A 20,744-nucleotide genomic window follows, 5' to 3' on the forward strand; every position below is an offset into this window, starting at 1 on the left:
AGCAACCGTAGGATGAGTCGAGGAGCGCAGCGACGACACCCATCGGGCGGAGGTGATGGGTATCGCTTCGCTCGCCCCATCCTACGGTCCTCGCAGGGCGCTCCGCTTCAACCCGCCACAGGCTTAAGCCCCCAGCACCCTCGCCAGGACCGCCCTCACCTGCCCCATACCATCGGCCAGGGCGCGCTCGATCTCGGCCATGGTGATGATCCCCGACGACTTGCCCGCCGCCGGGTTCACCACCAGGGACAGGCAGGCATAGGGCAGCTCCAGCTCGCGTGCCAGCACCGCCTCGGGCATGCCGGTCATGCCGACGATATCGGCGCCATCGCGCTCCAGGCGGACGATCTCCGCCACCGACTCCAGGCGCGGCCCCTGGGTGCAGGCGTACACGCCGAAGTCGCTGAATGCGCAGCCTTCCTCGGCCAGCGCGGCGATCAGTAGCTCGCGCAGCCCCGCATCGTAGGGGTAGCTGAAATCGACATGGGTGACGTGGTCCAGCTCACCGGCGAAGAAGGTGTGCTCGCGACCCCAGGTGTAGTCGATGATCTGGTCCGGCACGCAGAGGTGGCCGGTACCCATCGCCGCATTGATGCCACCGACCGCGTTGACCGCGAGGATCGCCTCGGCGCCGGCATGCTTGAGCGCCCACAGGTTGGCGCGGTAGTTCACCTGATGCGGCGGGATGCGGTGTGGATGGCCGTGGCGAGCGAGGAACAGCACTTCGCGCCCGGCGTACTCGCCGCGCAGCAGCGGCGCCGAAGGGGCACCATAGGGCGTGTCGACGTTCAGCGCGGCGGTGATGGTCAGGCCTTCCAGTTGGGTCAGGCCAGTGCCGCCGATGATGGCGTATACGGTCATGTCGTGGTCCTCAATCGATCAACTGGGCAGCGCGCAGGTCGGCCAGGGCGGCCTGCCAGCGCGGCTGCTGACGAAATTCGGTGGTCGGGAAGGCCTGGCCGCGCATCCGCGCCAGGCGCGCCGGCGCGCTCGCCTTCAGGCGTTGCAGGGCCCCCAGAGCCAGCTCGGCGGCGCCCCGGTCGTTGCACACCAGGCCCATGTCGCAGCCCGCATTCAGCGCGGCTTCGATACGCGCGGCCGCATCGCCCGCCACATGGGCGCCGGCCATGGACAGGTCGTCGCTGAAAATCACCCCGTCGAAGCCCAGTTCGCCACGCAGGATGTCCTGCAGCCAGCGCCGGGAAAAGCCGGCCGGCTGCGCGTCCACCTGCGGATAGATGACATGCGCCGGCATCACCGCCGCCAGTTGCTTGCTCAGCCGGGCGAACGGTTGCAGGTCGCTGGCGCGGATCTGCTCCAGGCTGCGCTCGTCGGTCGGGATCGCCACATGGGAATCCGCCTCGGCCCAGCCGTGACCGGGGAAGTGCTTGCCAGTGGCGGCCATGCCGGCGGCGTTCATGCCACGGATGAAAGCGCCGGCCAGCGCGCAGGCCCGCTGGGGATCGCATTCGAAAGCACGGCTACCGACCACCGCGCTGCGCTGGTGATCGAGGTCGAGCACCGGCGCAAAGCTGAGGTCCAGGCCGACCGCCAGCACCTCGGTGGCCATCAACCAGCCGCATTGTTCGGCCAGCCACTCGGCATTGTCGTTGTCGGCGATTGCGCGCATCGCCGGCAGGCGCACGAAGCCCTGGCGCAGACGCTGCACCCGGCCGCCTTCCTGGTCGACGGCAAGCAGCAGGTCCGGGCGCACGGCGCGGATCGCCGCGCTCAGCTCGCGAACCTGGCGAGGATGCTCGATGTTGCGGGCGAACAGGATCAAGCCGCCGACTTGCGGCTGGCGGAGGATCTGCCGGTCTTCGGCAGTCAGCCAGGTGCCGGCGATATCCAGCATCAGGGAGCCTTGCAGGCCTGAAGTCATAAACGAAAGCGTCCTTTAAACGAGTTCGGCCATCGCCCACTGCGGGCACGGCGCTTCTTCGATGTTCACCGGGCAATGGACGGGCACCCGCGGGAAGAGTTCCAGCAGGTCGGCATTGCGCAGACGAATGCAGCCATGGGACAGCGGCACGCCCATTGGCTCGATGTCCGGCGTGCCGTGCAGGTAGATATAGCGGCGGAAGGTGTCGACCTCACCGAGCCGGTTGCGGCCCGGCTCGCAGCCGCTGAGCCAGAGGATGCGGGTGAGGATCCAGTCACGACCGGGGAAGCGTTCGTGCAACGCCGCCGACCAGACCTCCCCGGTCCAGCGTCGTCCACGCAGCACCGCCCCTTCCGGCAGCCCCTCGCCGATCTTCGCGCGTACCTGGTGGCGTCCGCGCGGGGTGCAACCGGAGCCATTGCGCTCACCGGCGCCGTTCAGGGCAGTGGAAACCGGCAGGCGCACGGCCAGCCGCCCATCGACGAAGCCGTACAGGCATTGGTCGGCCAGGGAAACGTGCAGGAGATCGAGAGTACGCATGGGCGGCTAGCTTAGCAGGCTGGCGAGAAAGGTAGCGAGCGCAGGCGAGCCCGGGTGCAATCCGCCGGGATGCGGAATTCACGGACCGCAGGTGGCTAGTCCGGAGCGACTTCGACACAACCCGGCCAAGCGGAACGGCCTTCCGCTGGCCGGCCATTTAGGGGGATCAGACCTTGGCGGGCGCTGCCGAAGACTTGGTGCGCGGCTTGAGCTGCGCATTGAGCAGCGCCTCGTCGTTGACCGCACTCTCCGCACGCATGGCGGCGGCGAGGAACGGCACCATGAGGCGCATGACCTGCTCGATGGAAGTGCTGACGCCGAAATCGTTCTCGGCGATGGCGCGCAGCGCCTTGATTCCCGACATGCTGAACGCCGCGGTGCCCAGCATGAAGTGGATGCGCCAGAACAGCTCGATCGGCGGGATACGAGGCGCGGCTTCCTGCACCAGTACCATGTAGCGGCGGAACACCTTGCCGTAGACATCCTCGAGGTAACGGCGCAGGTGGCCCTGGCTCTGGCTGAAAGCCAGCCCCAACAGGCGCATGAAGATCGACAGGTCATTGCCGCTGCGCGGCTTCACTGCCAGCGCTTGCTCGACGAGGATTTCCAGCAGCTCTTCCAGGCTGGCCTTGTTCTCGGGCTTGGCCTGGCGGCGGTCCAGCTCGCGCTCGAGGCTGGTGCAGAACGGCCCGAGGAAGCGCGAGAACACCGCCTGGATCAGCGCCTTCTTGGAGCCGAAGTGGTAGTTCACCGCCGCCAGATTGACCCCGGCCTTGCTGGTGATCAGACGCAGCGAGGTTTCAGCGAAACCTTTCTCCGCGAACAACTGTTCCGCTGCATCGAGAATCCGCTCGACGGTCTCTGACTGGGCCATGACAACTCGCACCTAACAAACACTTGTTTGAAACATACGTATTGTTTCGCAACATTGTCAAGCAGAGCCCGAGGACTTTCGCTTGGAGAATACTAAAGCCAAGACGCCGGTCGCTCCCTATAAGTAACAAGCCGCGACCGGGAGCAATGAGCCATGACGTGCGGAAGGGGGATTGCCAAGCCGGATTCACTGTATATAATCCCAGTCACTGTATAAAAAAACAGAGTCCAGCCATGCTGAAACTGACGCCGCGACAAGCCGAGATCCTCGCCTTCATCAAGCGTTGCCTGGAAGACAACGGCTATCCACCCACACGTGCCGAAATCGCCCAGGAACTTGGCTTCAAATCCCCCAACGCCGCCGAAGAGCATCTCAAGGCCCTGGCCCGCAAGGGCGCCATCGAGATGACCCCGGGGGCCTCCCGTGGCATCCGCATCCCCGGCTTCGAACCGGGCAATGGCGAAGATGAAGGCATTCCGGTCATCGGCCGGGTAGCCGCCGGCGCACCGATCCTCGCACAGGCGAACGTCGAGGAATCGTGCCGGATCAACCCCGACTTCTTCCATCCCCCGGCCGACTTCCTGCTGCGGGTACGCGGCATGAGCATGAAGGACATCGGCATCCTCGACGGCGACCTGCTCGCCGTGCACAGCACCCGTGAAGCCCGCAATGGCCAGGTGGTGGTGGCCCGCCTGGACGACGAGGTCACGGTGAAACGGTTCAAACGCGAAGGCGACAAGGTCTGGCTGATTGCCGAGAACTCCGAGTTCGCGCCCATAGAAGTGGATCTGGAAACCCAGAACCTCGTGATCGAAGGTTTGAGTGTCGGCGTCATCCGCCGCTAAAGGAGTTCCCATGCAGTTCCCGCAGTCGCTCGGTCGTAACCAGCTTCCACTATTCGATGCCTTCCTGGCTGAACCGGCAGTCCTGTTCCACGACGCTCCCGAACCGGCCTGGATCGACGAGCCGGAAACCTTCAGCGAATTGACCCTGAGAGGCGCGGCCGGCAATCGACTGCACCTGCTGGCCCCCATCCTGCGGGAACTCAGCGAGAACCAGGATGCCCGCTGGCTGACCCTGATCGCCCCGCCCGGCACCCTGACCCAGGCCTGGTTGCGCAAGACCGGGCTGAACCGGGAACGCATCCTGATCCTCCAACCACGCCGTGGGCAGAGCCCCCTGGAACTGGCCTGCGAAGCCCTGCGCCTAGGGCGCAGCCATACCGTGGTCAGTTGGCTGCATCCGCTACACGCCCCTGCCCGTCGGCAACTGGCCGCCGCGGCCAGTGAAGGCAACGCCCAGAGCCTGAACATCAGCCTGGGTTGATCGAACCGCCGAAAGCTCGGCGCCCCTCCGGCACATGGATGTGCCACCTTTTCCCCCGCCTCGACAGTTCATTAGCCCAATAGCAGCCCGCAGAGGCCTGCAGGTGAGCAAGTGCCGCCCTGCCCTTTATCGATTTGGTGGAAAACGCTTCGCGGTTTTCCACCCTACGTGGGCCCGATTACGACGGGGTCTTCGTATCCAGCCAGTCCACCACGACCCGTGTTGCGTCGGCGATCACGTCGTTGCGTGCTTCCGCATCCTGGTCATGTCGTGTGGTGTAGATCGCCACGATGACGGGCGGACGCTGCGGCGGCCACAGCACGGCCACGTCGTTCGCCGTTCCGTAGACCCCAGTGCCGGTCTTGTCGCCGACCCGCCATTCGGACGGCACGCCGGCACGGATACGGGTCGCGCCCGTGGTGTTGCCGAGCAGCCAGTCCGCCAGTTGCTTGCGCTGGGCGGCGCCTAGGGCATCCCCCAGGACCAGGCGCTGAAGGCTGTGCCCCATGGCCGAGGGCGTGGTCGTATCGCGGGGGTCGCCGGGGATGGCGGTGTTGAGCTCGGTTTCCCAACGATCCAGGCGGAACGCCGGATCGCCGATCGAGCGGGCGAACGCAGTGACCTCGGCCGGACCGCCGAGAAGCTCCATCAGCAGGTTGGCGGCCGTGTTATCGCTGTATTGGACGGCCGCCGCGCACAACTCGGCCACGGTCATGCCGTCGGCGAGATGTCGTTCCGTGATCGGCGAGTACTCCACCAGAGCGCTCTGCGCATAGTTGATCCGCTGTTCCAGCAGCCCAGCCGTGCTCGTGCTGCGCTGGAGGATGGCCGCAGCCAGGATCGCCTTGAAAGTGCTGCACAACGGGAAAAGCTCGTCGGCGCGATGCCCCAGACATGCGCCGTCGGCACTGTCCAGGGCGAATACCCCGAGGCGGCCGCCGAGGTCACGTTCGAGCTGCTCCAGGCGCTCCTGGGCCGAGCGGCTGGATGCTCCCGCTGCGAATGTCCAAACCACCGGAAGGGCGGCGGAGGCCAGAAGGAACTGGCGGCGCAAAAGATGACGCATCGGGGCAATCCTGCTTTCCAACCACGGGGCTGGACTCTATAGCACTGCCGGCATGACCGTCTCAAGTGCGTGCAACGGTCTTAGTGCAGGACGCGCGGGCCTTCTTCTTCGCGCTCGAAATCGCCTTCTGCCAAGCGGCCGGCCATCTGTACACCGACATTCAGCATCGCCTTGGCGACTTCCACGTGATAGCCCTGCAGGAAAGCCTTGGCGTCGCCGGAGAACTCCAGGGTCACCAGGGTTTCTTCGTCCTCGGCACGGCGCAGGGCGATGCGTCCGTCGGGTAGTTCGATGATTTCAAGAAAGGAAGTGGGCATCAAAATCTCCAGAAAATGCTGGTGTGGCCGGCCGGGAAGAGACCCGAACCGCAGCGTCTAACAACTCAGCACTCACTGAGCGATTCGCGGAAACGCAGCACCAGGGCCTTCAACTGCTGGCGCCACTCTTCGAGCTCCTGACGCGTCAGGGCGGGAACGGCCTCCTCATCCAGGCTGACCGACTGGATGAGCGGCAACGCGGGATCGACCTTGGCGGTTTTCGGCGCCTGTGGCGGCTGGAACAGCGCGGCGTAGCCAGCCAGCAGTCGCGCCAGCCAGGTCTCCGGCTGCTGCGCCAGCTCGACCAGCTCGGCCAGTTCCGGCGTGGGCGAAGCCTCCAGCACCGCCGGGGTCAGGAACAGCTCGACACGCGGCACATTCGCCTGGGGCAGCCGGTAGTAGCCGGCAATCTCGTGGCACAGGCCGAGCAAGGCGCCGTAGAGGTGGAACAACGTGGCCTCGCGCTCGGCCTGGACCAGCGCCTGGGCATTCATCGCCCGCCCCTCTTCCGCCTGCTTCCAGGTATCGAGCGCCAGACCGGCGAAATAGATCTTCTGATTGGTGCGGGTATAGAGTTCGTGGGCCATCGTAGCGCCCTCCAGAGCGGGTAGGTTCACTATAACGCGCGCCGGGCCGGTCGCCGACGCGCGTTCATCCGGTCAGGTCTACGATCCCGCGAGCGGAACGGGCCCGCTCGCCGACACATAGCGGATCGTAGGAAGGTTCTCAGCGCTTGTCCTCGACCTTCCACACACCATTGGCATAGAACGCACGCCAGCCAGTCGGCTTGCCGTCCACTTCGGACTGCACGTACTGCTCCTTGGTCTTGCGGCTGAAGCGGATCACCGCCGGACGACCTTCCGGGTCCTTCTTCGGCGCGTCCAGGAGGAAATGGTATTTCGGGTCCAGCTCGTCCTTGTGCGGGATCAGCTCCAGCACCAGCGGCGCGCGGGTCTCGCGGTTCTTGGGGAACTGGCTGGCGGCCAGGAACAGGCCGGAAGCGCCGTCGCGCAGTACGTAGGTGTCGTCGACCTTCTCGCACTTGAGCTCGGGCATCTTGATCGGGTCGATCTTCGGCGGAGCGGCCTCACCATTCTTCAGCAGCTTGCGGGTGTTCTTGCAGCTCGGATTGGTGCAGCCGAAGAACTTGCCGAAGCGGCCGGTCTTCAGTTGCATCTGGCTGCCGCACTTGTCGCATTCCAGGCTCGGCCCTTCGTAGCCCTTGATCCGGTACTGGCCGTGTTCGATCTCGTAGCCGGCGCAATCCGGGTTGTTGCCGCAGATATGCAGCTTGCGGGTTTCGTCTAGCAGGTAGGCGTCCATCGCCGTGCTGCAGATCGGGCAGCGGTGCTTGCCGAGCAGTACGCGGGATTCCGACTCGCCTTCATCGTCCGCGGCGATCTCGTCGCCGGGGACCAGGTTGATGGTCGCCTTGCAACGCTCCTTCGGCGGCAGCGCATAGCCGGAACAGCCGAGGAACACGCCGGTGGAGGCGGTACGGATCATCATCGGCCGGCCGCATTCGCGGCAGGGGATGTCAGTCAGGGTCGGCTGGTTGGCGCGCATGCCGTCATTGGCGGCTTCGGCCAGTTCGAGCTTTTTCTTGAAGTCGCCATAGAACTCGTCGAGCAGGTGCTTCCAGTCACGCTCGCCCTGGGCGACGTCGTCCAGATGCTCTTCCATGCCGGCGGTGAAGCCGTAGTCCATCAGGTTGGCGAAGCTCTCGTTGAGCCGCTCGGTGACGATGTCGCCCATCTTCTCGGCATAGAAGCGCCGGTTGTGCACGGTGACGTAGCCGCGCTCCTGGATGGTCGAGATGATCGCCGCGTAGGTGGACGGACGGCCGATGCCGCGCTTCTCCAGCTCCTTGACCAGGCTGGCTTCGGAATAGCGCGCCGGCGGCTTGGTGAAGTGCTGGCTGGGGTCGAGCTTGAGCAGCTCGAGCGCTTCGCCTTCGCCCATGTCCGGCAGCACGTCGTCCTCACCAGGCTTGCTCTGTTGCGGCAGCACGCGGGTGTAGCCGTCGAACTTGAGGATGCGGCCCTTGGCGCGCAGCTCGAAGGAGCCGGCCTTGGCGGTGACACTGGTGGACAGGTATTCCGCCGGCGGCATCTGGCAGGCGACGAATTGGCGCCAGATCAGCTCGTACAGGCGCTCGGCATCGCGCTCCATGCCGGAAAGCTGGCCGGGACGCAGGTTGACGTCGGACGGGCGGATCGCCTCGTGGGCCTCCTGGGCACCCTCCTTGCTCGAATAGACGTTCGGCTTGGCTGGCAGGTACTTCTGGCCGAACTCGCCCTCGATGAAGCCGCGCGCCATGGTCACGGCGTCCTGCGAGAGGTTGGTCGAGTCGGTACGCATGTAGGTGATGTAGCCGGCCTCGTAGAGACGCTGGGCCATCATCATGGTCTTCTTCACGCCGAAGCCCAGGCGATTGCTTGCCGCCTGCTGCAGGGTGGAAGTGATGAAGGGCGCCGAAGGCTTGCTGCTGGTCGGCTTGTCCTCGCGCTTGATCACGCTGTAGCTGGAGGCCTTGAGCTTCTCCAGCGCGGCCATGGCCTGCGCTTCGTTGAGCGGCTTGAAGGCCTCGCCGTTCTCGCGGGCGACCTCGAAGCGCACCTTGGCGCCCTTGCCGGTCGCCAGGTCGGCGTGCACTTCCCAGTACTCCTCGGGGATGAACGCGCGGATTTCCTTCTCGCGCTCGACCACCAGCTTCACCGCCACCGACTGCACGCGGCCGGCGGACAGGCCGCGAGCGATCTTCTGCCAGAGCAGCGGCGAGACCATGTAGCCCACCACGCGATCGAGGAAGCGGCGCGCCTGCTGGGCGTTGACCCGGTTGATATCCAGCTCACCGGGCTGGGAGAAGGCCTCCTGGATGGCCTTCTTGGTGATTTCGTTGAACACCACGCGCTTGTAGCGGCTGTCGTCGCCGCCGATGGCTTCGCGCAGGTGCCAGGCGATGGCCTCTCCTTCGCGATCCAAGTCGGTTGCGAGATAGATGGTGTCGGCTTCCTTGGCCAGCCGGCGCAGTTCGTCAATGACCTTTTCCTTGCCGGGCAGGATCTCGTACTTGGCCTTCCAGCCGTGTTCGGGGTCGACGCCCATGCGCGTGAACAGTTGCCGCTTGGCTTTCTCCTTGGCCGACAACGCCGGCGCCTCGGCCGCCGCCTTGCCGCGCTTGGCCGGCTCCTTGGCGGCGGAGCCCGATCCGCTGGTGGGCAGGTCACGGATATGGCCGATGCTCGACTTCACCACGTACTGGCTGCCCAGGTACTTGTTGATGGTCTTGGCCTTGGCCGGGGATTCCACGATGACCAGCGATTTGCCCATGGATCGGAAGATTCCTGAATTGGAGAAATGAAAGGCGGGATGCCAGGAAAGCTGTCGCAGATTACGCGAGCCGGGACCGGACGAAGCAGGGAATGGCCAGGGAAGCGAAGTTTACGAGGTGTAAATGTGCATTCCGAAGCCACTTCTGACGCTCATGACCGACACGCAGCAAAATCGAGGCAGGTTCCCGAAAGGCACCGCTATATATAGTGGCGACCGAGCCGAGGTCAAGGTCGGGGAGTTTCAAGGCTTCCCGAAAAGCGACTCTTCGGCCTGCACCAGAGCAAAGCGCGGAACCGGCTGTCCGTCCACTTCGACGGTTTCCAGGAACATGCCCAGCGGCCGCACCCAGAGGCCGTACTCGCCGTACAGGGCCTGGTAGACCACCAGCTCCTCTTCGGTCTCGGAATGCCGCGCCGTCCCGAAGACACGGTACTCGGGACCCTTGTAGTGACGGTAGAGACCTGGTTGCAGTGGCATGGCGCCTCCTCTTGAAATAGCCGCGAACGAATCGGCAGAAAAACGAAAACCGGGGCGCATGGCCCCGGTCTTCCCAGCTTCGATGCGTCAGACGCGTTCGAAAATGGTGGTGATGCCCTGGCCGAGACCCACGCACATGGTGGACACGCCGAAGGTACCGCCGTTCTGCTTCATCACGTTCAACAGGGTGCCGGAAATCCGTGCACCGGAGCAACCGAACGGGTGACCCAGGGCGATGGCGCCGCCGTGCAGGTTGACCTTCTGCTCCATCTTGTCGAGCAGCTTGAGGTCCTTCAGCACAGGCAGGGCCTGGGCGGCGAAGGCTTCGTTGAGCTCGACGAAATCGATGTCGTCGATGGTCAGGCCAGCGCGCTTGAGCGCCTTCTGGGTGGACGGCACCGGGCCGTAGCCCATGATCGCCGGATCGACACCGGCCACCGCCATGGCGCGAACCACGGCCATCGGCTGGATGCCCAGGTCCTGGGCGCGCTGGGCACTCATCACGATCATGCAGGAAGCGCCATCGGTGATCTGCGAGGAAGTACCCGCGGTCACGGTGCCGCCTTTCGGGTTGAACGCCGGCTTCAGCTCGGCCAGGCCTTCCAGGGTGGTTTCCGGACGGATGGTCTCGTCGAAGTCGAACACCTTCAGGAAGCCGTTCTCGTCGTAGCCTTCCATCGGGATGATCTCGTCCTTGAACTTGCCTTCCTGGGTGGCTTTCCAGGCGAGCTGGTGCGAACGATAACCGAACTGGTCCTGCGCCTCGCGGCTGATGCCGTGCATCTTGCCGAGCATCTCGGCGGTCAGGCCCATCATGCCCGAAGCCTTGGCGGCATACAGGGACAGGTGCGGGTTCGGATCGACGCCGTGCATCATGCCGACGTGGCCCATGTGCTCCACGCCACCGACCACGAAGACGTCGCCGTTACCGGTCTGGATCGCCTGCACGGCGGTGTGCAGGGCGCTCATCGAGGAACCGCACAGGCGGCTGACGGTCTGGCCGGCGCTGGTGTGCGGGATCTGGGTCATCAGCGATGCCATGCGGGCGATGTTCCAGCCCTGCTCCAGGGTCTGGTTCACGCAGCCCCAGATCACGTCTTCCACTTCGGCCGGGTCCAGCTTGGGATTACGGGCCAGGACGCCGCTGATCAGGTTCGCGGACAGGGTTTCGGCACGGGTGTTGCGGTGCATGCCACCCTTGGAGCGACCCATCGGGGTGCGGCCGAAGTCGACAATGACTGCATCTCTAGGATTCAGGCTCATATTCTTCACTCTCGCTCAATTAGCCGAAAAACTTCTGGCCGTTCTTGGCCATTTCGCGAAGCTTGGCGGTCGGGTGATACAACGCGCCCAGGTCGGCGTACTTGTCGGCCAGCGCAACGAACTCGGCGACGCCGATGGAGTCGATGTAGCGCAGCGCACCACCACGGAAGGGAGGGAAACCGATGCCGTAGATCAGGCCCATGTCGGCTTCGGCGGCGGTCTCGACGATGCCGTCTTCCAGGCAGCGAACGGTCTCCAGGCACAACGGGATCATCATGAAGTTGATGATGTCCTCGTCGGTGACTTCACGCTGCTCGACCACGATGGACTTGAGCAGTTCGTAAGCCTGCGGGTCGCTGACCTTCTTCGGCTTGCCGCGCTTGTCGGTCTCGTAGGCGTAGAAGCCCTTGCCGTTCTTCTGGCCCAGGCGGTTGGCCTCGTACATCACGTCGACGGCGGTCTTGCCTTCCACCGCCATGCGGTCCGGGAAGCCTTCGGCCATCACGTCACGGCCGTGGTGGCCGGTGTCGATGCCGACCACGTCAGAGAGGTAGGCCGGGCCCATGGGCCAGCCGAACTTCTCCATGACCTTGTCGATGCGTACGAAGTCGACGCCGAAGCCCAGCAGCTTGGAGAAGCCACCGAAGTACGGGAACAGCACGCGGTTGACCAGGAAGCCGGGGCAGTCGTTGACCACGATGGGGTTCTTGCCCATCTTCTTGGCGTAGGCCACGGTGGTGGCCACGGCTGCGTCACTGGACTTCTCGCCACGGATCACTTCCACCAGCGGCATCATGTGCACCGGGTTGAAGAAGTGCATGCCGACGAAGTTTTCCGGGCGCTTCAGGGCCTTGGCCAGCAGGTTGATCGAAATGGTCGAGGTGTTGGAGGCGAGGATGGTGTCCTCGCGAACCACGTCTTCCACTTCGGCCAGCACGATCTGCTTGACCTTCGGGTTCTCGACCACGGCTTCGACGACGATGTCGACGTTGCCGAAGTCGCCGTAGGACATGGTCGGACGAATGGCGTTGAGCGCCTCGGCCATCTTCTCGGGCTTCATGCGGCCCTTCTCGACGCGCTTGCCAAGCAGCTTGGCCGCTTCGTTCAGGCCCATCTGGATACCCTCTTCGCGGATATCCTTCATCAGGATCGGCGTGCCCTTGGAGGCGGACTGGTAGGCGATACCGCCACCCATGATGCCGGCGCCGAGCACGGCGGCCAGTTTCACGTCCTGGGCGACTTCGTCGTATTGCTTGGCTTTCTTCTTCAGCTCCTGGTCGTTCAGGAACAGACCGATCAGGCTCTCGGCGACAGAGGTCTTGGCCAGCTTGACGAAGCCGTTGGCTTCCACTTCCAGCGCCTTGTCACGACCGAAGTTGGCGGCTTTCTGGATGCTCTTGATGGCTTCCACAGGAGCCGGGTAGTTCGGGCCGGCCTGGCCGGCGACGAAGCCCTTGGCGGTCTCGAAGGCCATCATCTGCTCGATGGCGTTGAGCTTGATCTTCTCGAGCTTCGGCTGGCGCTTGGCCTTGTAGTCCAGCTCGCCGGAGATGGCGCGCTTGACCAGGTCGAGAGCCGCTTCCTTGAGCTTGTCAGCCTTGACCACCGCATCCACGGCGCCCACTTTCAGGGCATCGGCGGCCCGGTTTTCCTTGCCGGAAGCGATCCACTCGATGGCGTTGTCGACGCCGATCACGCGCGGCAGGCGCACGGTGCCGCCGAAGCCCGGGTAGATACCCAGCTTGACTTCCGGCAGGCCGATCTTGGCGGACTCGCTGATCACGCGGTAGTCGCCGGCCAGGCACATTTCGAAACCGCCACCCAGGGCGATGCCGTTGATGGCGACCACGGTCGGCACCGGCAGGTCTTCGAAATCGCTGAAGATTCTGTTGGCTTCGAGGTTGCCGGCCACCAGCTCTTCGTCGGAGAGCTTGAAATTGTCGGTGAACTCGGTGATGTCGGCGCCGACGATGAACACGTCTTTGCCGCTGGTGACGATCACGCCCTTGATCGAACCGTCGGCCTTGATGGCGTCCACCGACTGGCGGAGCTCGTTCAGGGTCAGACGATTGAATTTGTTGACGGACTCACCCTTGAGGTCGAAGTTCAATTCGACGATGCCACTCTCAAGAGCCTTAACCGTGATGGCTTTACCTTCGTAAATCATCAACTGATCTCCACGGTATGGAAGCTGGACTGTTACACGCCAGACGCCTGAAGCGCCGGAGAACCCCCGACGCAGGGCCTTCGAGGATAGCCCCTGAAGACCCGGCACACCCGCCGACGCGATAATCGGGCTTGCGATGAAAAGTGCCGATGAACCGGCAAACAATCATTTCATACGCCCGTTTGATTTGGGTGAGCACACATTCGGGGAAAAGCTCGTGATTGTCAATCTCGACCTCTTGGGAACAGCGCCGGAAAGGCTCTGCGCGGGGGCTTCCCTTGAACAGGCAAGGCTGATGGCGCGATATCAAGGTCATCAATCATGCTGCCCGCATGGCCGGCCCCCAGCAGAATGGGGCGCTTGCAGTGCCTAGCCAATTCGGGCGGGTACGGGTACATTCGTCCCAGAACGCCGAACATACGGCGCAATAACAACAAAATCCCCCCAAGGGGTCACGGAGTCGTATCCATGACGAGACGTCTGCTGGCCATCTCGCTGACCGCCCTTCTGTCCTTCTCCCATGGCGCCGCCGCCGACACCGCCGACGACCTGCTCAAGCTGCACCAGGTGCGCCTGGCCGCGCAGAAGACCCTGGGCGACTTCTACATGTACAACGGCATGGAAGGCGACCAGCGCTACGCACAGATGATCGACGCCTCGCTGCGCGAAGCCGAGGAGAACCTCCGCCAGATCGGCGCCATGCCCGGCGAGTCCTCGCAAGCCCTGCGCAGCCAGCTCGACCAGCAGTGGGCGGGCTACGAGTCTTCCCTCAAGAACCTGGTCGCGCAGATCAAGGAGCAGGGCTTCCCCGACCTGCAGCCCATCGCCGACCTGGCCGCACGCAACCAGCGACTGATGGAACTGAGCGACGAGCTCTACGGCAGGATCCAGCAGGAAAGCGGCACCCAGGTTCCCCCGCTGACCCAACAGAGCCGCGAGCAGAGCCTGCTGATGCAGACCATCTCGGTGGACTACGCGTCGCGCAGCGCCTCGGTGGGCGGCTCGTTCTTCGGCGGCCCCGACGAAGCACGGCCGATCGACGAACTGGTCAAGGAATTTGCCGGCCGGCTCGACAGCATGGAGAATGCGCCGCAGAACACGCCGCAGATCCAGTCGAACCTGGAAAACGTCAGCACCAAGTGGCGCTACATCGAGAAATCCCTGCAGAACTACAATGAAAACAGCGTGCCGTTCCTGGTCAACAAGTACTCGGACAGCATCATCGAAGGTTTGGAAGCGGTCGCCGCCCAGTACGCGGTAGCCAAGCTCTGAGGATTCCGGCCTGCCTGGCCATTTGGAACCCGGTGCCCGCACCGGGTTTTTTCTTTATTTTCCGGGCCAGCCTTTTCTGGATTCCCGCGTTCGCCGGGAATGACGGGGTTCAGGGCACGCACTCGCTGTCTCCCGTCGTCCCCGCGAACGCGGGGACCCAATAAATACCGTGCGCGATACCCATCGCCCCGTAATCCGGGAAGGCCAGCAGCTCCGCTCTCCCCGGATTTCATCCGGGCTACACGACAGCCGCCCCGTCCACGCCCACGACCTCAAGCCAGCGCATCGAGCACGGAGGCGATCCGCTGCAACGCTTCGGCATCGCCCTGTTCTCCCCAGTAGATCGCGATCACCTGCTTGTCCGCCTCGACCTTGTAGACATCGGCGGGCAACGTCGCCAATTGCCCACGCAACGCTTCGTCGGCGCAGGGCTCGCGCCACCGGTCGACCCACTGCCCGGCCTCCAGTTGCCAATAGGTCCAGGCGTCGGCACGCCCGGCGCGGCGTGTCCGATAGTATTGCGGGCATGGGCTGGGCGGCTGTCGTGGCAGCCAGTGCGGCCATTCCTGGCGCGCCAGGTGCATGGCCAGGCCCATGCGGCGGGCAGCCAGGCGCAGGCCCATCTGCTGGTTCTGCCGCGACGAAGGGCGCAGCCAGACAAGAGGACTGAGCACGGCGGCGAGGATCAACAGCACGATCCACAGGGTCATAGAAGATATCCCACTGGTAAAACACTGTTCTTGGCGGCCATGATGGCCATACTTGAATTCAAACGCTCACCTCAGGAGGAGTTTCCATGATCTACCAGCACATTCTGGTCGCCATCGACCTGTCCGAGGAATGTCACCCGGTCATGCTGCGTGCCCAGGCGCTGGCCATCGCCAGCCAGGCCAAGCTGTCGCTGGTGCACGTCGTCGAGCCGATGGCGATGGCCTTCGGCGGCGACGTACCGATGGATCTGTCGATGCTCCAGCAGCAGCAGTTCGATCAGGCCCGCGAACGCCTGGACAGCTTCGCCGGGCGCTACCCGGAGCTCACTCCCGACCACCGGCACCTGGTCTACGGCCAGCCGCGCCAGGAAATCCACCGTCTCGCCGCCGAACAGGGCTGCGACCTGGTGGTGGTCGGCAGCCATGGTCGCCACGGCCTGGCCCTGCTGCTCGGCTCCACCGCCAACGACGTGCTGCATGGTGCTCCCTGCGATGTGCTGGCGGTGCGCCTGAAGAAACCGGAGTGACCGGCGAGCGGATGCGAGTCGGGGGAAAGCCCCGGATTGCATCCGGGCCGGAGGTGGCTCACTCCAGCGATTCGCCGGCACTCATCACCAGCGGGCGAATCTTCTGCAGTTGCGTCTCCAGCGAATAGGTGATGCTCGACGACAGGGAAAAGAAGGTCAGGAAGGCCTTGAGGTTGGAGTCGCCCTTGCAGGTGGTGTGGATGCGCTGCCAGAACGCCTGGTTGACCAGTTGCAACTGCTGGAACAGCTTCACCAGGCCCTTCAGGTCCCAATCGGCCCGGCGCCCTTCGCGCAGGTTGAAATACTGCCGCGCCAGGTACAGCGACACCGCGCGCAGGACGAACTCCTGGTTGCTGGCGAACGGCAGGTGGTGATGGGCCATGGGCTTGAGCTTGGCCAGCATCGGGCAGGCACTGGTCGCCATGATCACCCCGAGCAGCGCGCGCAGCCCCTCTTCCAGGCCGGTTTCCTTGCTGTACTCGCGCTCCGGGGTGCGCACCCAGAAATGCGCCCGCTCGAACGCCGGCAGGCCACGGAAATCCTCGATCACGCGATGCAGGTCGAGCGCCGCCGGGCAATGGCTGAACTCCTCGCGGCGGAGCGGGCAGTTGCTGCACTGCTGGTGCTCCAGGCGTGTCCAGGCCGGCGCGGTGGCGATCCGCTCGCGGTCGTAGTCGCGCTCCAGCTCGATGCGGTAGTTGAATCCATAGCCGCTATCGAGACTGATGCGATACTCGATGGCCATTCCTATCTCCCCGTCAGTCTTCCAGTTCGGCCCAGCGCTCGAGCATGGTGTCCAGTTCCTGTTGCAGCTCCTGCAAGCGCTGCAGGGCGGCGGCGGTCTCGCCGGCCGGGCGCTGGTAGAAGGCTGGATCGGTGACCTCGGCGTTCAGCGCGGCGATCTTCTCTTCCTGCGCCTCGATCAGCCCCGGCAGTGCTTCCAGCTCACGCTGCAGCTTGTAGCTGAGCTTCTTCTTCGACGCCGGTGCGGGCTCGCTGGCAACGGCCGCGGCCTTTGCCGGCTCGGGCGCCGGCGCGGTCATCTCGGCCTTGCCCGACTTGCTCTCGCCAACGCCGAGCAGGCGCGGCGAACCGCCCTGGCGCAGCCAGTCCTGATAGCCGCCGACGTACTCGCGCACCCTGCCCTCGCCTTCGAACACCAGGGTGCTGGTCACCACGTTGTCGAGGAACGCCCGGTCGTGGCTGACCATCAGCACGGTGCCGGGGAAGCTGAGCAGCACTTCTTCGAGCAATTCGAGGGTTTCCACGTCGAGGTCGTTGGTCGGTTCGTCCAGCACCAGCAGGTTGGCCGGCTTGCTGAACAACCTGGCGAGCAATAGCCGTGCCCGCTCGCCGCCGGACAGCGCCTTGACCGGGGTGCGGGCACGCTGCGGACTGAACAGGAAGTCGCCCAGATAGCTGAGTACGTGGCGGCTCTGGCCATCGATGACGATGAAGTCGCGACCTTCGGCGACGTTGTCGATCACCGTCTTCTCCAGGTCGAGCTGGTGACGCAACTGGTCGAAATAGGCCACTTCCAGGCGCGTGCCGATATCTATGCGGCCCTCGGTGGGTTGCAGCTCGCCGAGCAGCAGCTTGAGCAGCGTGGTCTTGCCGGTACCGTTGGCGCCGAGCAGGCCGATGCGGTCACCGCGCTGCAGGACCAGGGAAAAGTCGTCGATCAGCTTCGGCCCGCCCGGATGGGCGAAGCCGACGTGCTCGGCGACGATCACCTGCTTGCCGGACTTGTCCGCCGTTTCCAACTGGATATTCGCCTTGCCCTGCCGTTCGCGACGCTCGGCGCGTTCGGCACGCATCGCCTTGAGCGCGCGCACGCGCCCCTCGTTACGGGTGCGGCGGGCCTTGATGCCCTGGCGAATCCACACTTCCTCCTGGGCCAGGCGCTTGTCGAACAGCGCGTTGGCGGTTTCCTCGGCAGCCAGTTGCTGCTCCTTGTGCTCCAAGAAGCTGGCGTAGTCGCCGTTCCAGTCGATCATGTGGCCGCGATCCAGTTCGAGGATGCGAGTCGCCAGGTTCTGCAGGAACGAACGGTCGTGGGTGATGAACAGCACCGCGCCCTGGAAGCCCAGCAGCGCCTCTTCCAGCCAGGCGATGGCACCGATGTCGAGGTGGTTGGTCGGCTCGTCGAGCAACAGCAGGTCCGGTTCGGAGACCAGCGCCTGGGCCAGCAGCACGCGCCGGCGCCAGCCGCCGGAAAGCTCGGCAAGGGTCTTGTCGGCCGGCAGTTGCAGGCGGCTCAGGGTGCTTTCCACCAGTTGCTGCAGGCGCCAGCCGTCGCGGGCCTCGAGGGCCTGCTGGACGTGGGTGAGCTTGTCCAGGTCGGCGTCGGAGTGGATGTTCTGGCTCAGGTGGTGGTACTCGGCGAGCAGCGCGCCGACCTCCGCCAGGCCTTCGGCCACCACGTCGAACACCGTCCGCTCGTCGGCGCGCGGCAGCTCCTGCGGCAACTCGCCGATCTTCAGCCCCGGCGCGCGCCAGATATCGCCGTCGTCGGCGTGCTGGTCGCCCTTGACCAGGCGCAGCAGGCTGGACTTGCCGGTGCCGTTGCGGCCGATGATGCAGACCCGCTCGCCACGGGCGATCTGCCAGGACACCCGGTCCAGAAGAGGCATCGCGCCATAGGCCAGGGATATGTCGGTGAACTTGAGCAGGGTCATGGGCGCCTCCGGAAACAGGGGGCGGATTCTACCCGAAGACAAGCATTTTTCCTGATGTTTCCCCGGACGGAACGACGCTTCCGCCCGCTACGGGCAACGGCTAAGCTAATCTCCAAGCGATGCCGGCCTACCGCGCATCCTCCCTTGCCTGCCTGTTATTCCGGAAGTCCCATGCGCGGTCGTCTGCTCCTCCTGTTGTCCTGCCTTTCCCTTTCCGTCCTGGTCGCCAGCGCCCAGGCCGCCAGCCTGGCGCAGCAACGCCTGTACTACACCGAAGCCAAGCGTGCCCTGGCCAAGGGCGACGCCGGCCCGTACCGGCGCTATGCGGCGGCGCTCGCCGACTACCCGCTGGAGCCGCACCTGGCCTACGACGAGCTCACCGCCCGGCTGAAGACGGCCAGCAACGCCGAGATCGAGAAGTTCCTCACCGAGCACGGCGACCTGCCCCAGGCCAACTGGATGAAGTTGCGCTGGCTGCGCTGGCTGGCCGAGCGCGGCGAGTGGAAGACCTTCGTCAACTACTACGATCCGCAGATGAACTTCACCGAGCTGGACTGCCTGTACGGCCAGTACCAGTTCACCCACGGCCTGGTCGACGAAGGCAACGCCACCGCCGAGAAGCTCTGGCTGGTCGGCAAGTCGCAGCCGGAAGCCTGCGACGCGTTGTTCCGGATGTGGAGCAACCGTGGCCTGCTCACCGAGGAGAAGCGCTGGCAGCGCACCAAGCTGGCCGCCGAGGCGCGCAACTACGGGCTGGCCAGCCACCTGGCAAAGAGCCTGCCGACCCGCTCCGCCCAAGGCCAGTTGCTGGTCGAGGTCGCCCAGAAACCGCAATTGCTGAGCCAGACCGCGCGCTTCGCCCCGGCCAGCGAAGCCATGGCCGACATCGTCGGCCTGGGCCTGCGCCGCCTCGCGCGCCAGGAGCCGGACAAGGCCCTCGACCTGCTCGAGGTCTACAGCAAGCGCCTGTCCTTCTCCACCGAGGAACAGGTCGCCATCGCCCGCGAAATCGGCCTGACCCTGGCCCGGCGCTTCGATGCCCGCGCCCTGCCGGTAATGGCCGAGTACGACCCCGGCCTGCGCGACAACACCGTGAGCGAATGGCGCATGCGCCTGCTGCTGCGCCTCGGCCGCTGGAACGAGGCCTACCAGTTGAGCCGCCAGTTGCCGACGGACCTGGCCGGCACCAACCGCTGGCGCTACTGGCAGGCGCGTAGCCTGCAACTGGCACAACCCAACAGCCAGGAGCCGATCGCCCTCTACCAGCCGGTGGCCCGCGAGCGCGACTTCTACGGCTTCATGGCCGCCGACCAGCTCAAGACGCCCTACCAGTTGAACAACCAGCCCCTGGCGCTCGATCCCCGGGTCACCCAACGGGTGCGCAGCACCGCCGGCATCCGCCGTGCCCTGGAGTTCTACGCCCGTGGCGAGATCGTTGACGCGCGGCGCGAGTGGTACCACGTCAGCCGCCTGTTCGACCGCGACGAACTGGTCGCCCAGGCACGCCTGGCCTATGACATGGACTGGTACTTCCCGGCCATCCGCACCATCAGCCAGGCGCAGTACTGGGACGACCTCGACGTGCGCTTCCCGATGGCCTACAAACCCACCTTGCAGCGCGAGGCGCGCAACCGTGGCCTGCACTCCAGTTGGGTGTTCGCGATCACTCGCCAGGAAAGCGCCTTCATGTCCGACGCCCGCTCGCACGCCGGCGCCATGGGCCTGATGCAACTGATGCCCGCCACCGCCAAGGAAACCTCGCGGCGCTTCGGCATCCCGCTGGCCTCGCAGCAGCAGGTGCTGGTGCCCGAGAAGAACATCCAGCTCGGCACCGCCTACCTGAGCCAGGTGCACGGCCAGTTCAACGGCAACCGGGTACTCGCCTCGGCCGCCTACAACGCCGGCCCCGGCCGCGTGCGCCAGTGGCTGCGGGGCGCCGACCACCTGTCCTACGACGTCTGGGTGGAAAGCATCCCGTTCGACGAAACCCGCCAGTATGTGCAGAACGTGCTGTCCTACTCGGTGATCTACGGGCAGAAGCTCAACACGCCACAGCCCCTGGTGGAGTGGCACGAGCGCTATTTCGACGATCAGTGAGGGGCAAGGCGGCGGATGTGAAAAGCGACATCCGCCCGACGCAGGAGCGCGCCATGCGCGCGAATCGCGGCCATGGGCCGCTCCTACAGGGTTTACTGGATCCCCGCGTTCGTGCACTACTGTCCGGAATATTTTCGAGGGGGCGTCTGGAGGGCTTGCGGGGGCTGAAGGCACGGGTTAAACCGTTGAGCGCCAACTCAACCTCACAGCCC

Annotated in this window: 19 protein-coding genes; 5 read left to right on the forward strand and 14 right to left on the reverse strand. The window is 64.9% G+C overall.

The genetic code is table 11. The features are described from left to right. Positions 1–123 precede the first annotated feature (123 nt). The 4 genes from PSEWESI4_RS15635 to PSEWESI4_RS15650 all read right to left on the reverse strand — a co-directional run bounded on the left by PSEWESI4_RS15635 (position 124) and on the right by PSEWESI4_RS15650 (position 3,296). Positions 124–861 (reverse strand): S-methyl-5'-thioinosine phosphorylase, encoded by a 738-nt coding sequence (locus PSEWESI4_RS15635; RefSeq protein WP_187672145.1) that lies wholly within the window; start codon positions 859–861, stop codon positions 124–126. Positions 862–871: 10 nt separating this feature from the next. Then, a complete protein-coding gene (gene nagZ, locus PSEWESI4_RS15640; protein WP_456243218.1) occupies positions 872–1,882 on the reverse strand; it encodes a beta-N-acetylhexosaminidase in 1,011 nt (336 codons plus the stop codon). Between the two features lie 15 nt (positions 1,883–1,897). Further along, complete coding sequence (locus tag PSEWESI4_RS15645; protein ID WP_187672146.1) at positions 1,898–2,422, reverse strand: L,D-transpeptidase; 525 nt, start codon at positions 2,420–2,422, stop codon at positions 1,898–1,900. Between the two features lie 166 nt (positions 2,423–2,588). Continuing rightward, a complete protein-coding gene (locus PSEWESI4_RS15650; RefSeq protein WP_187672147.1) occupies positions 2,589–3,296 on the reverse strand; it encodes a TetR/AcrR family transcriptional regulator in 708 nt (235 codons plus the stop codon). 233 nt (positions 3,297–3,529) lie between these two features. On the opposite strand from PSEWESI4_RS15650, the gene lexA reads away from it, so the two are divergent. Together lexA and sulA are read left to right on the forward strand one after the other, a co-directional pair. Then, complete coding sequence (gene lexA, locus PSEWESI4_RS15655; RefSeq protein ID WP_187672148.1) at positions 3,530–4,141, forward strand: transcriptional repressor LexA; 612 nt, start codon at positions 3,530–3,532, stop codon at positions 4,139–4,141. Between the two features lie 10 nt (positions 4,142–4,151). Then, positions 4,152–4,622, forward strand: a complete 471-nt coding sequence (gene sulA, locus PSEWESI4_RS15660) for an SOS-induced cell division inhibitor SulA (RefSeq protein WP_187672149.1) — start codon at positions 4,152–4,154, stop codon at positions 4,620–4,622. 178 nt (positions 4,623–4,800) lie between these two features. On the opposite strand, the gene bla is transcribed toward sulA, so the two are convergent. From bla to fadB, 7 genes are all read right to left on the reverse strand, one after another. Next, positions 4,801–5,688: a class A beta-lactamase gene (gene bla / locus PSEWESI4_RS15665; protein ID WP_187672150.1), complete on the reverse strand. Its 888-nt coding sequence runs from the start codon at positions 5,686–5,688 to the stop codon at positions 4,801–4,803. An 80-nt stretch (positions 5,689–5,768) separates the two neighbouring features. Continuing rightward, complete coding sequence (locus tag PSEWESI4_RS15670) at positions 5,769–6,005, reverse strand: hypothetical protein (RefSeq protein ID WP_187672151.1); 237 nt, start codon at positions 6,003–6,005, stop codon at positions 5,769–5,771. A 65-nt stretch (positions 6,006–6,070) separates the two neighbouring features. Further along, complete coding sequence (locus PSEWESI4_RS15675; RefSeq protein ID WP_187672152.1) at positions 6,071–6,592, reverse strand: DUF6586 family protein; 522 nt, start codon at positions 6,590–6,592, stop codon at positions 6,071–6,073. A 139-nt stretch (positions 6,593–6,731) separates the two neighbouring features. Continuing rightward, positions 6,732–9,338: a type I DNA topoisomerase gene (gene topA, locus PSEWESI4_RS15680; RefSeq protein WP_187672153.1), complete on the reverse strand. Its 2,607-nt coding sequence runs from the start codon at positions 9,336–9,338 to the stop codon at positions 6,732–6,734. A 243-nt stretch (positions 9,339–9,581) separates the two neighbouring features. Further along, positions 9,582–9,818: a DUF1653 domain-containing protein gene (locus tag PSEWESI4_RS15685; RefSeq protein ID WP_187672154.1), complete on the reverse strand. Its 237-nt coding sequence runs from the start codon at positions 9,816–9,818 to the stop codon at positions 9,582–9,584. Positions 9,819–9,905: 87 nt separating this feature from the next. Then, positions 9,906–11,081: an acetyl-CoA C-acyltransferase FadA gene (gene fadA, locus PSEWESI4_RS15690; RefSeq protein WP_187672155.1), complete on the reverse strand. Its 1,176-nt coding sequence runs from the start codon at positions 11,079–11,081 to the stop codon at positions 9,906–9,908. 19 nt (positions 11,082–11,100) lie between these two features. Further along, positions 11,101–13,248, reverse strand: coding sequence for a fatty acid oxidation complex subunit alpha FadB (fadB, locus tag PSEWESI4_RS15695; RefSeq protein WP_187672156.1), 2,148 nt, complete (start codon positions 13,246–13,248; stop codon positions 11,101–11,103). A gap of 468 nt (positions 13,249–13,716) precedes the next feature. Here fadB and PSEWESI4_RS15700 point away from each other — a divergent pair, with 468 nt between their 5' ends. Continuing rightward, positions 13,717–14,520, forward strand: coding sequence for a hypothetical protein (locus PSEWESI4_RS15700; protein WP_187672157.1), 804 nt, complete (start codon positions 13,717–13,719; stop codon positions 14,518–14,520). A gap of 272 nt (positions 14,521–14,792) precedes the next feature. Here PSEWESI4_RS15700 and PSEWESI4_RS15705 read toward each other — a convergent pair whose 3' ends face one another. After that, entirely contained in the window at positions 14,793–15,230 is a 438-nt protein-coding gene (locus tag PSEWESI4_RS15705; RefSeq protein ID WP_187672158.1) for a hypothetical protein, read from the reverse strand. 86 nt (positions 15,231–15,316) lie between these two features. On the opposite strand from PSEWESI4_RS15705, the gene PSEWESI4_RS15710 reads away from it, so the two are divergent. Further along, a complete protein-coding gene (locus tag PSEWESI4_RS15710; RefSeq protein WP_187672159.1) occupies positions 15,317–15,757 on the forward strand; it encodes a universal stress protein in 441 nt (146 codons plus the stop codon). A gap of 58 nt (positions 15,758–15,815) precedes the next feature. On the opposite strand, the gene PSEWESI4_RS15715 is transcribed toward PSEWESI4_RS15710, so the two are convergent. Together PSEWESI4_RS15715 and PSEWESI4_RS15720 are read right to left on the reverse strand one after the other, a co-directional pair. After that, positions 15,816–16,502 carry a DUF6901 family protein gene (locus PSEWESI4_RS15715; protein ID WP_187672160.1) on the reverse strand — a complete coding sequence of 229 codons (687 nt, stop codon included), beginning with the start codon at positions 16,500–16,502 and terminating at the stop codon, positions 15,816–15,818. 13 nt (positions 16,503–16,515) lie between these two features. Then, complete coding sequence (locus PSEWESI4_RS15720) at positions 16,516–18,435, reverse strand: ATP-binding cassette domain-containing protein (protein ID WP_187672161.1); 1,920 nt, start codon at positions 18,433–18,435, stop codon at positions 16,516–16,518. Positions 18,436–18,606: 171 nt separating this feature from the next. Between PSEWESI4_RS15720 and PSEWESI4_RS15725 the strand changes: the two genes are divergently transcribed. Next, on the forward strand, positions 18,607–20,532 hold the full coding sequence (locus tag PSEWESI4_RS15725; RefSeq protein ID WP_187672162.1) for a transglycosylase SLT domain-containing protein: 1,926 nt from the start codon (positions 18,607–18,609) through the stop codon (positions 20,530–20,532). Positions 20,533–20,744 lie beyond the last annotated feature (212 nt).

Source organism: Zestomonas carbonaria, assembly GCF_904061905.1.
In the GTDB taxonomy this organism is placed as follows: Bacteria; Pseudomonadota; Gammaproteobacteria; order Pseudomonadales; family Pseudomonadaceae; genus Aquipseudomonas; species Aquipseudomonas carbonaria.

What these genes read in the sequence shown, in the direction of transcription:
- PSEWESI4_RS15725 (WP_187672162.1), top strand. Translation starts at nt 18,607, where the DNA reads ATGCGCGGTCGTCTGCTCCTCCTGTTGTCCTGCCTTTCCCTTTCCGTC.
- PSEWESI4_RS15675 (WP_187672152.1), bottom strand. Translation starts at nt 6,592, where the DNA reads ATGGCCCACGAACTCTATACCCGCACCAATCAGAAGATCTATTTCGCC.
- PSEWESI4_RS15710 (WP_187672159.1), top strand. Translation starts at nt 15,317, where the DNA reads ATGATCTACCAGCACATTCTGGTCGCCATCGACCTGTCCGAGGAATGT.
- PSEWESI4_RS15700 (WP_187672157.1), top strand. Translation starts at nt 13,717, where the DNA reads ATGACGAGACGTCTGCTGGCCATCTCGCTGACCGCCCTTCTGTCCTTC.
- PSEWESI4_RS15720 (WP_187672161.1), bottom strand. Translation starts at nt 18,435, where the DNA reads ATGACCCTGCTCAAGTTCACCGACATATCCCTGGCCTATGGCGCGATG.
- PSEWESI4_RS15705 (WP_187672158.1), bottom strand. Translation starts at nt 15,230, where the DNA reads ATGACCCTGTGGATCGTGCTGTTGATCCTCGCCGCCGTGCTCAGTCCT.
- fadA (WP_187672155.1), bottom strand. Translation starts at nt 11,081, where the DNA reads ATGAGCCTGAATCCTAGAGATGCAGTCATTGTCGACTTCGGCCGCACC.
- sulA (WP_187672149.1), top strand. Translation starts at nt 4,152, where the DNA reads ATGCAGTTCCCGCAGTCGCTCGGTCGTAACCAGCTTCCACTATTCGAT.
- PSEWESI4_RS15685 (WP_187672154.1), bottom strand. Translation starts at nt 9,818, where the DNA reads ATGCCACTGCAACCAGGTCTCTACCGTCACTACAAGGGTCCCGAGTAC.
- topA (WP_187672153.1), bottom strand. Translation starts at nt 9,338, where the DNA reads ATGGGCAAATCGCTGGTCATCGTGGAATCCCCGGCCAAGGCCAAGACC.
- PSEWESI4_RS15635 (WP_187672145.1), bottom strand. Translation starts at nt 861, where the DNA reads ATGACCGTATACGCCATCATCGGCGGCACTGGCCTGACCCAACTGGAA.
- fadB (WP_187672156.1), bottom strand. Translation starts at nt 13,248, where the DNA reads ATGATTTACGAAGGTAAAGCCATCACGGTTAAGGCTCTTGAGAGTGGC.
- lexA (WP_187672148.1), top strand. Translation starts at nt 3,530, where the DNA reads ATGCTGAAACTGACGCCGCGACAAGCCGAGATCCTCGCCTTCATCAAG.
- bla (WP_187672150.1), bottom strand. Translation starts at nt 5,688, where the DNA reads ATGCGTCATCTTTTGCGCCGCCAGTTCCTTCTGGCCTCCGCCGCCCTT.
- PSEWESI4_RS15670 (WP_187672151.1), bottom strand. Translation starts at nt 6,005, where the DNA reads ATGCCCACTTCCTTTCTTGAAATCATCGAACTACCCGACGGACGCATC.
- PSEWESI4_RS15650 (WP_187672147.1), bottom strand. Translation starts at nt 3,296, where the DNA reads ATGGCCCAGTCAGAGACCGTCGAGCGGATTCTCGATGCAGCGGAACAG.
- nagZ (WP_456243218.1), bottom strand. Translation starts at nt 1,882, where the DNA reads ATGACTTCAGGCCTGCAAGGCTCCCTGATGCTGGATATCGCCGGCACC.
- PSEWESI4_RS15645 (WP_187672146.1), bottom strand. Translation starts at nt 2,422, where the DNA reads ATGCGTACTCTCGATCTCCTGCACGTTTCCCTGGCCGACCAATGCCTG.
- PSEWESI4_RS15715 (WP_187672160.1), bottom strand. Translation starts at nt 16,502, where the DNA reads ATGGCCATCGAGTATCGCATCAGTCTCGATAGCGGCTATGGATTCAAC.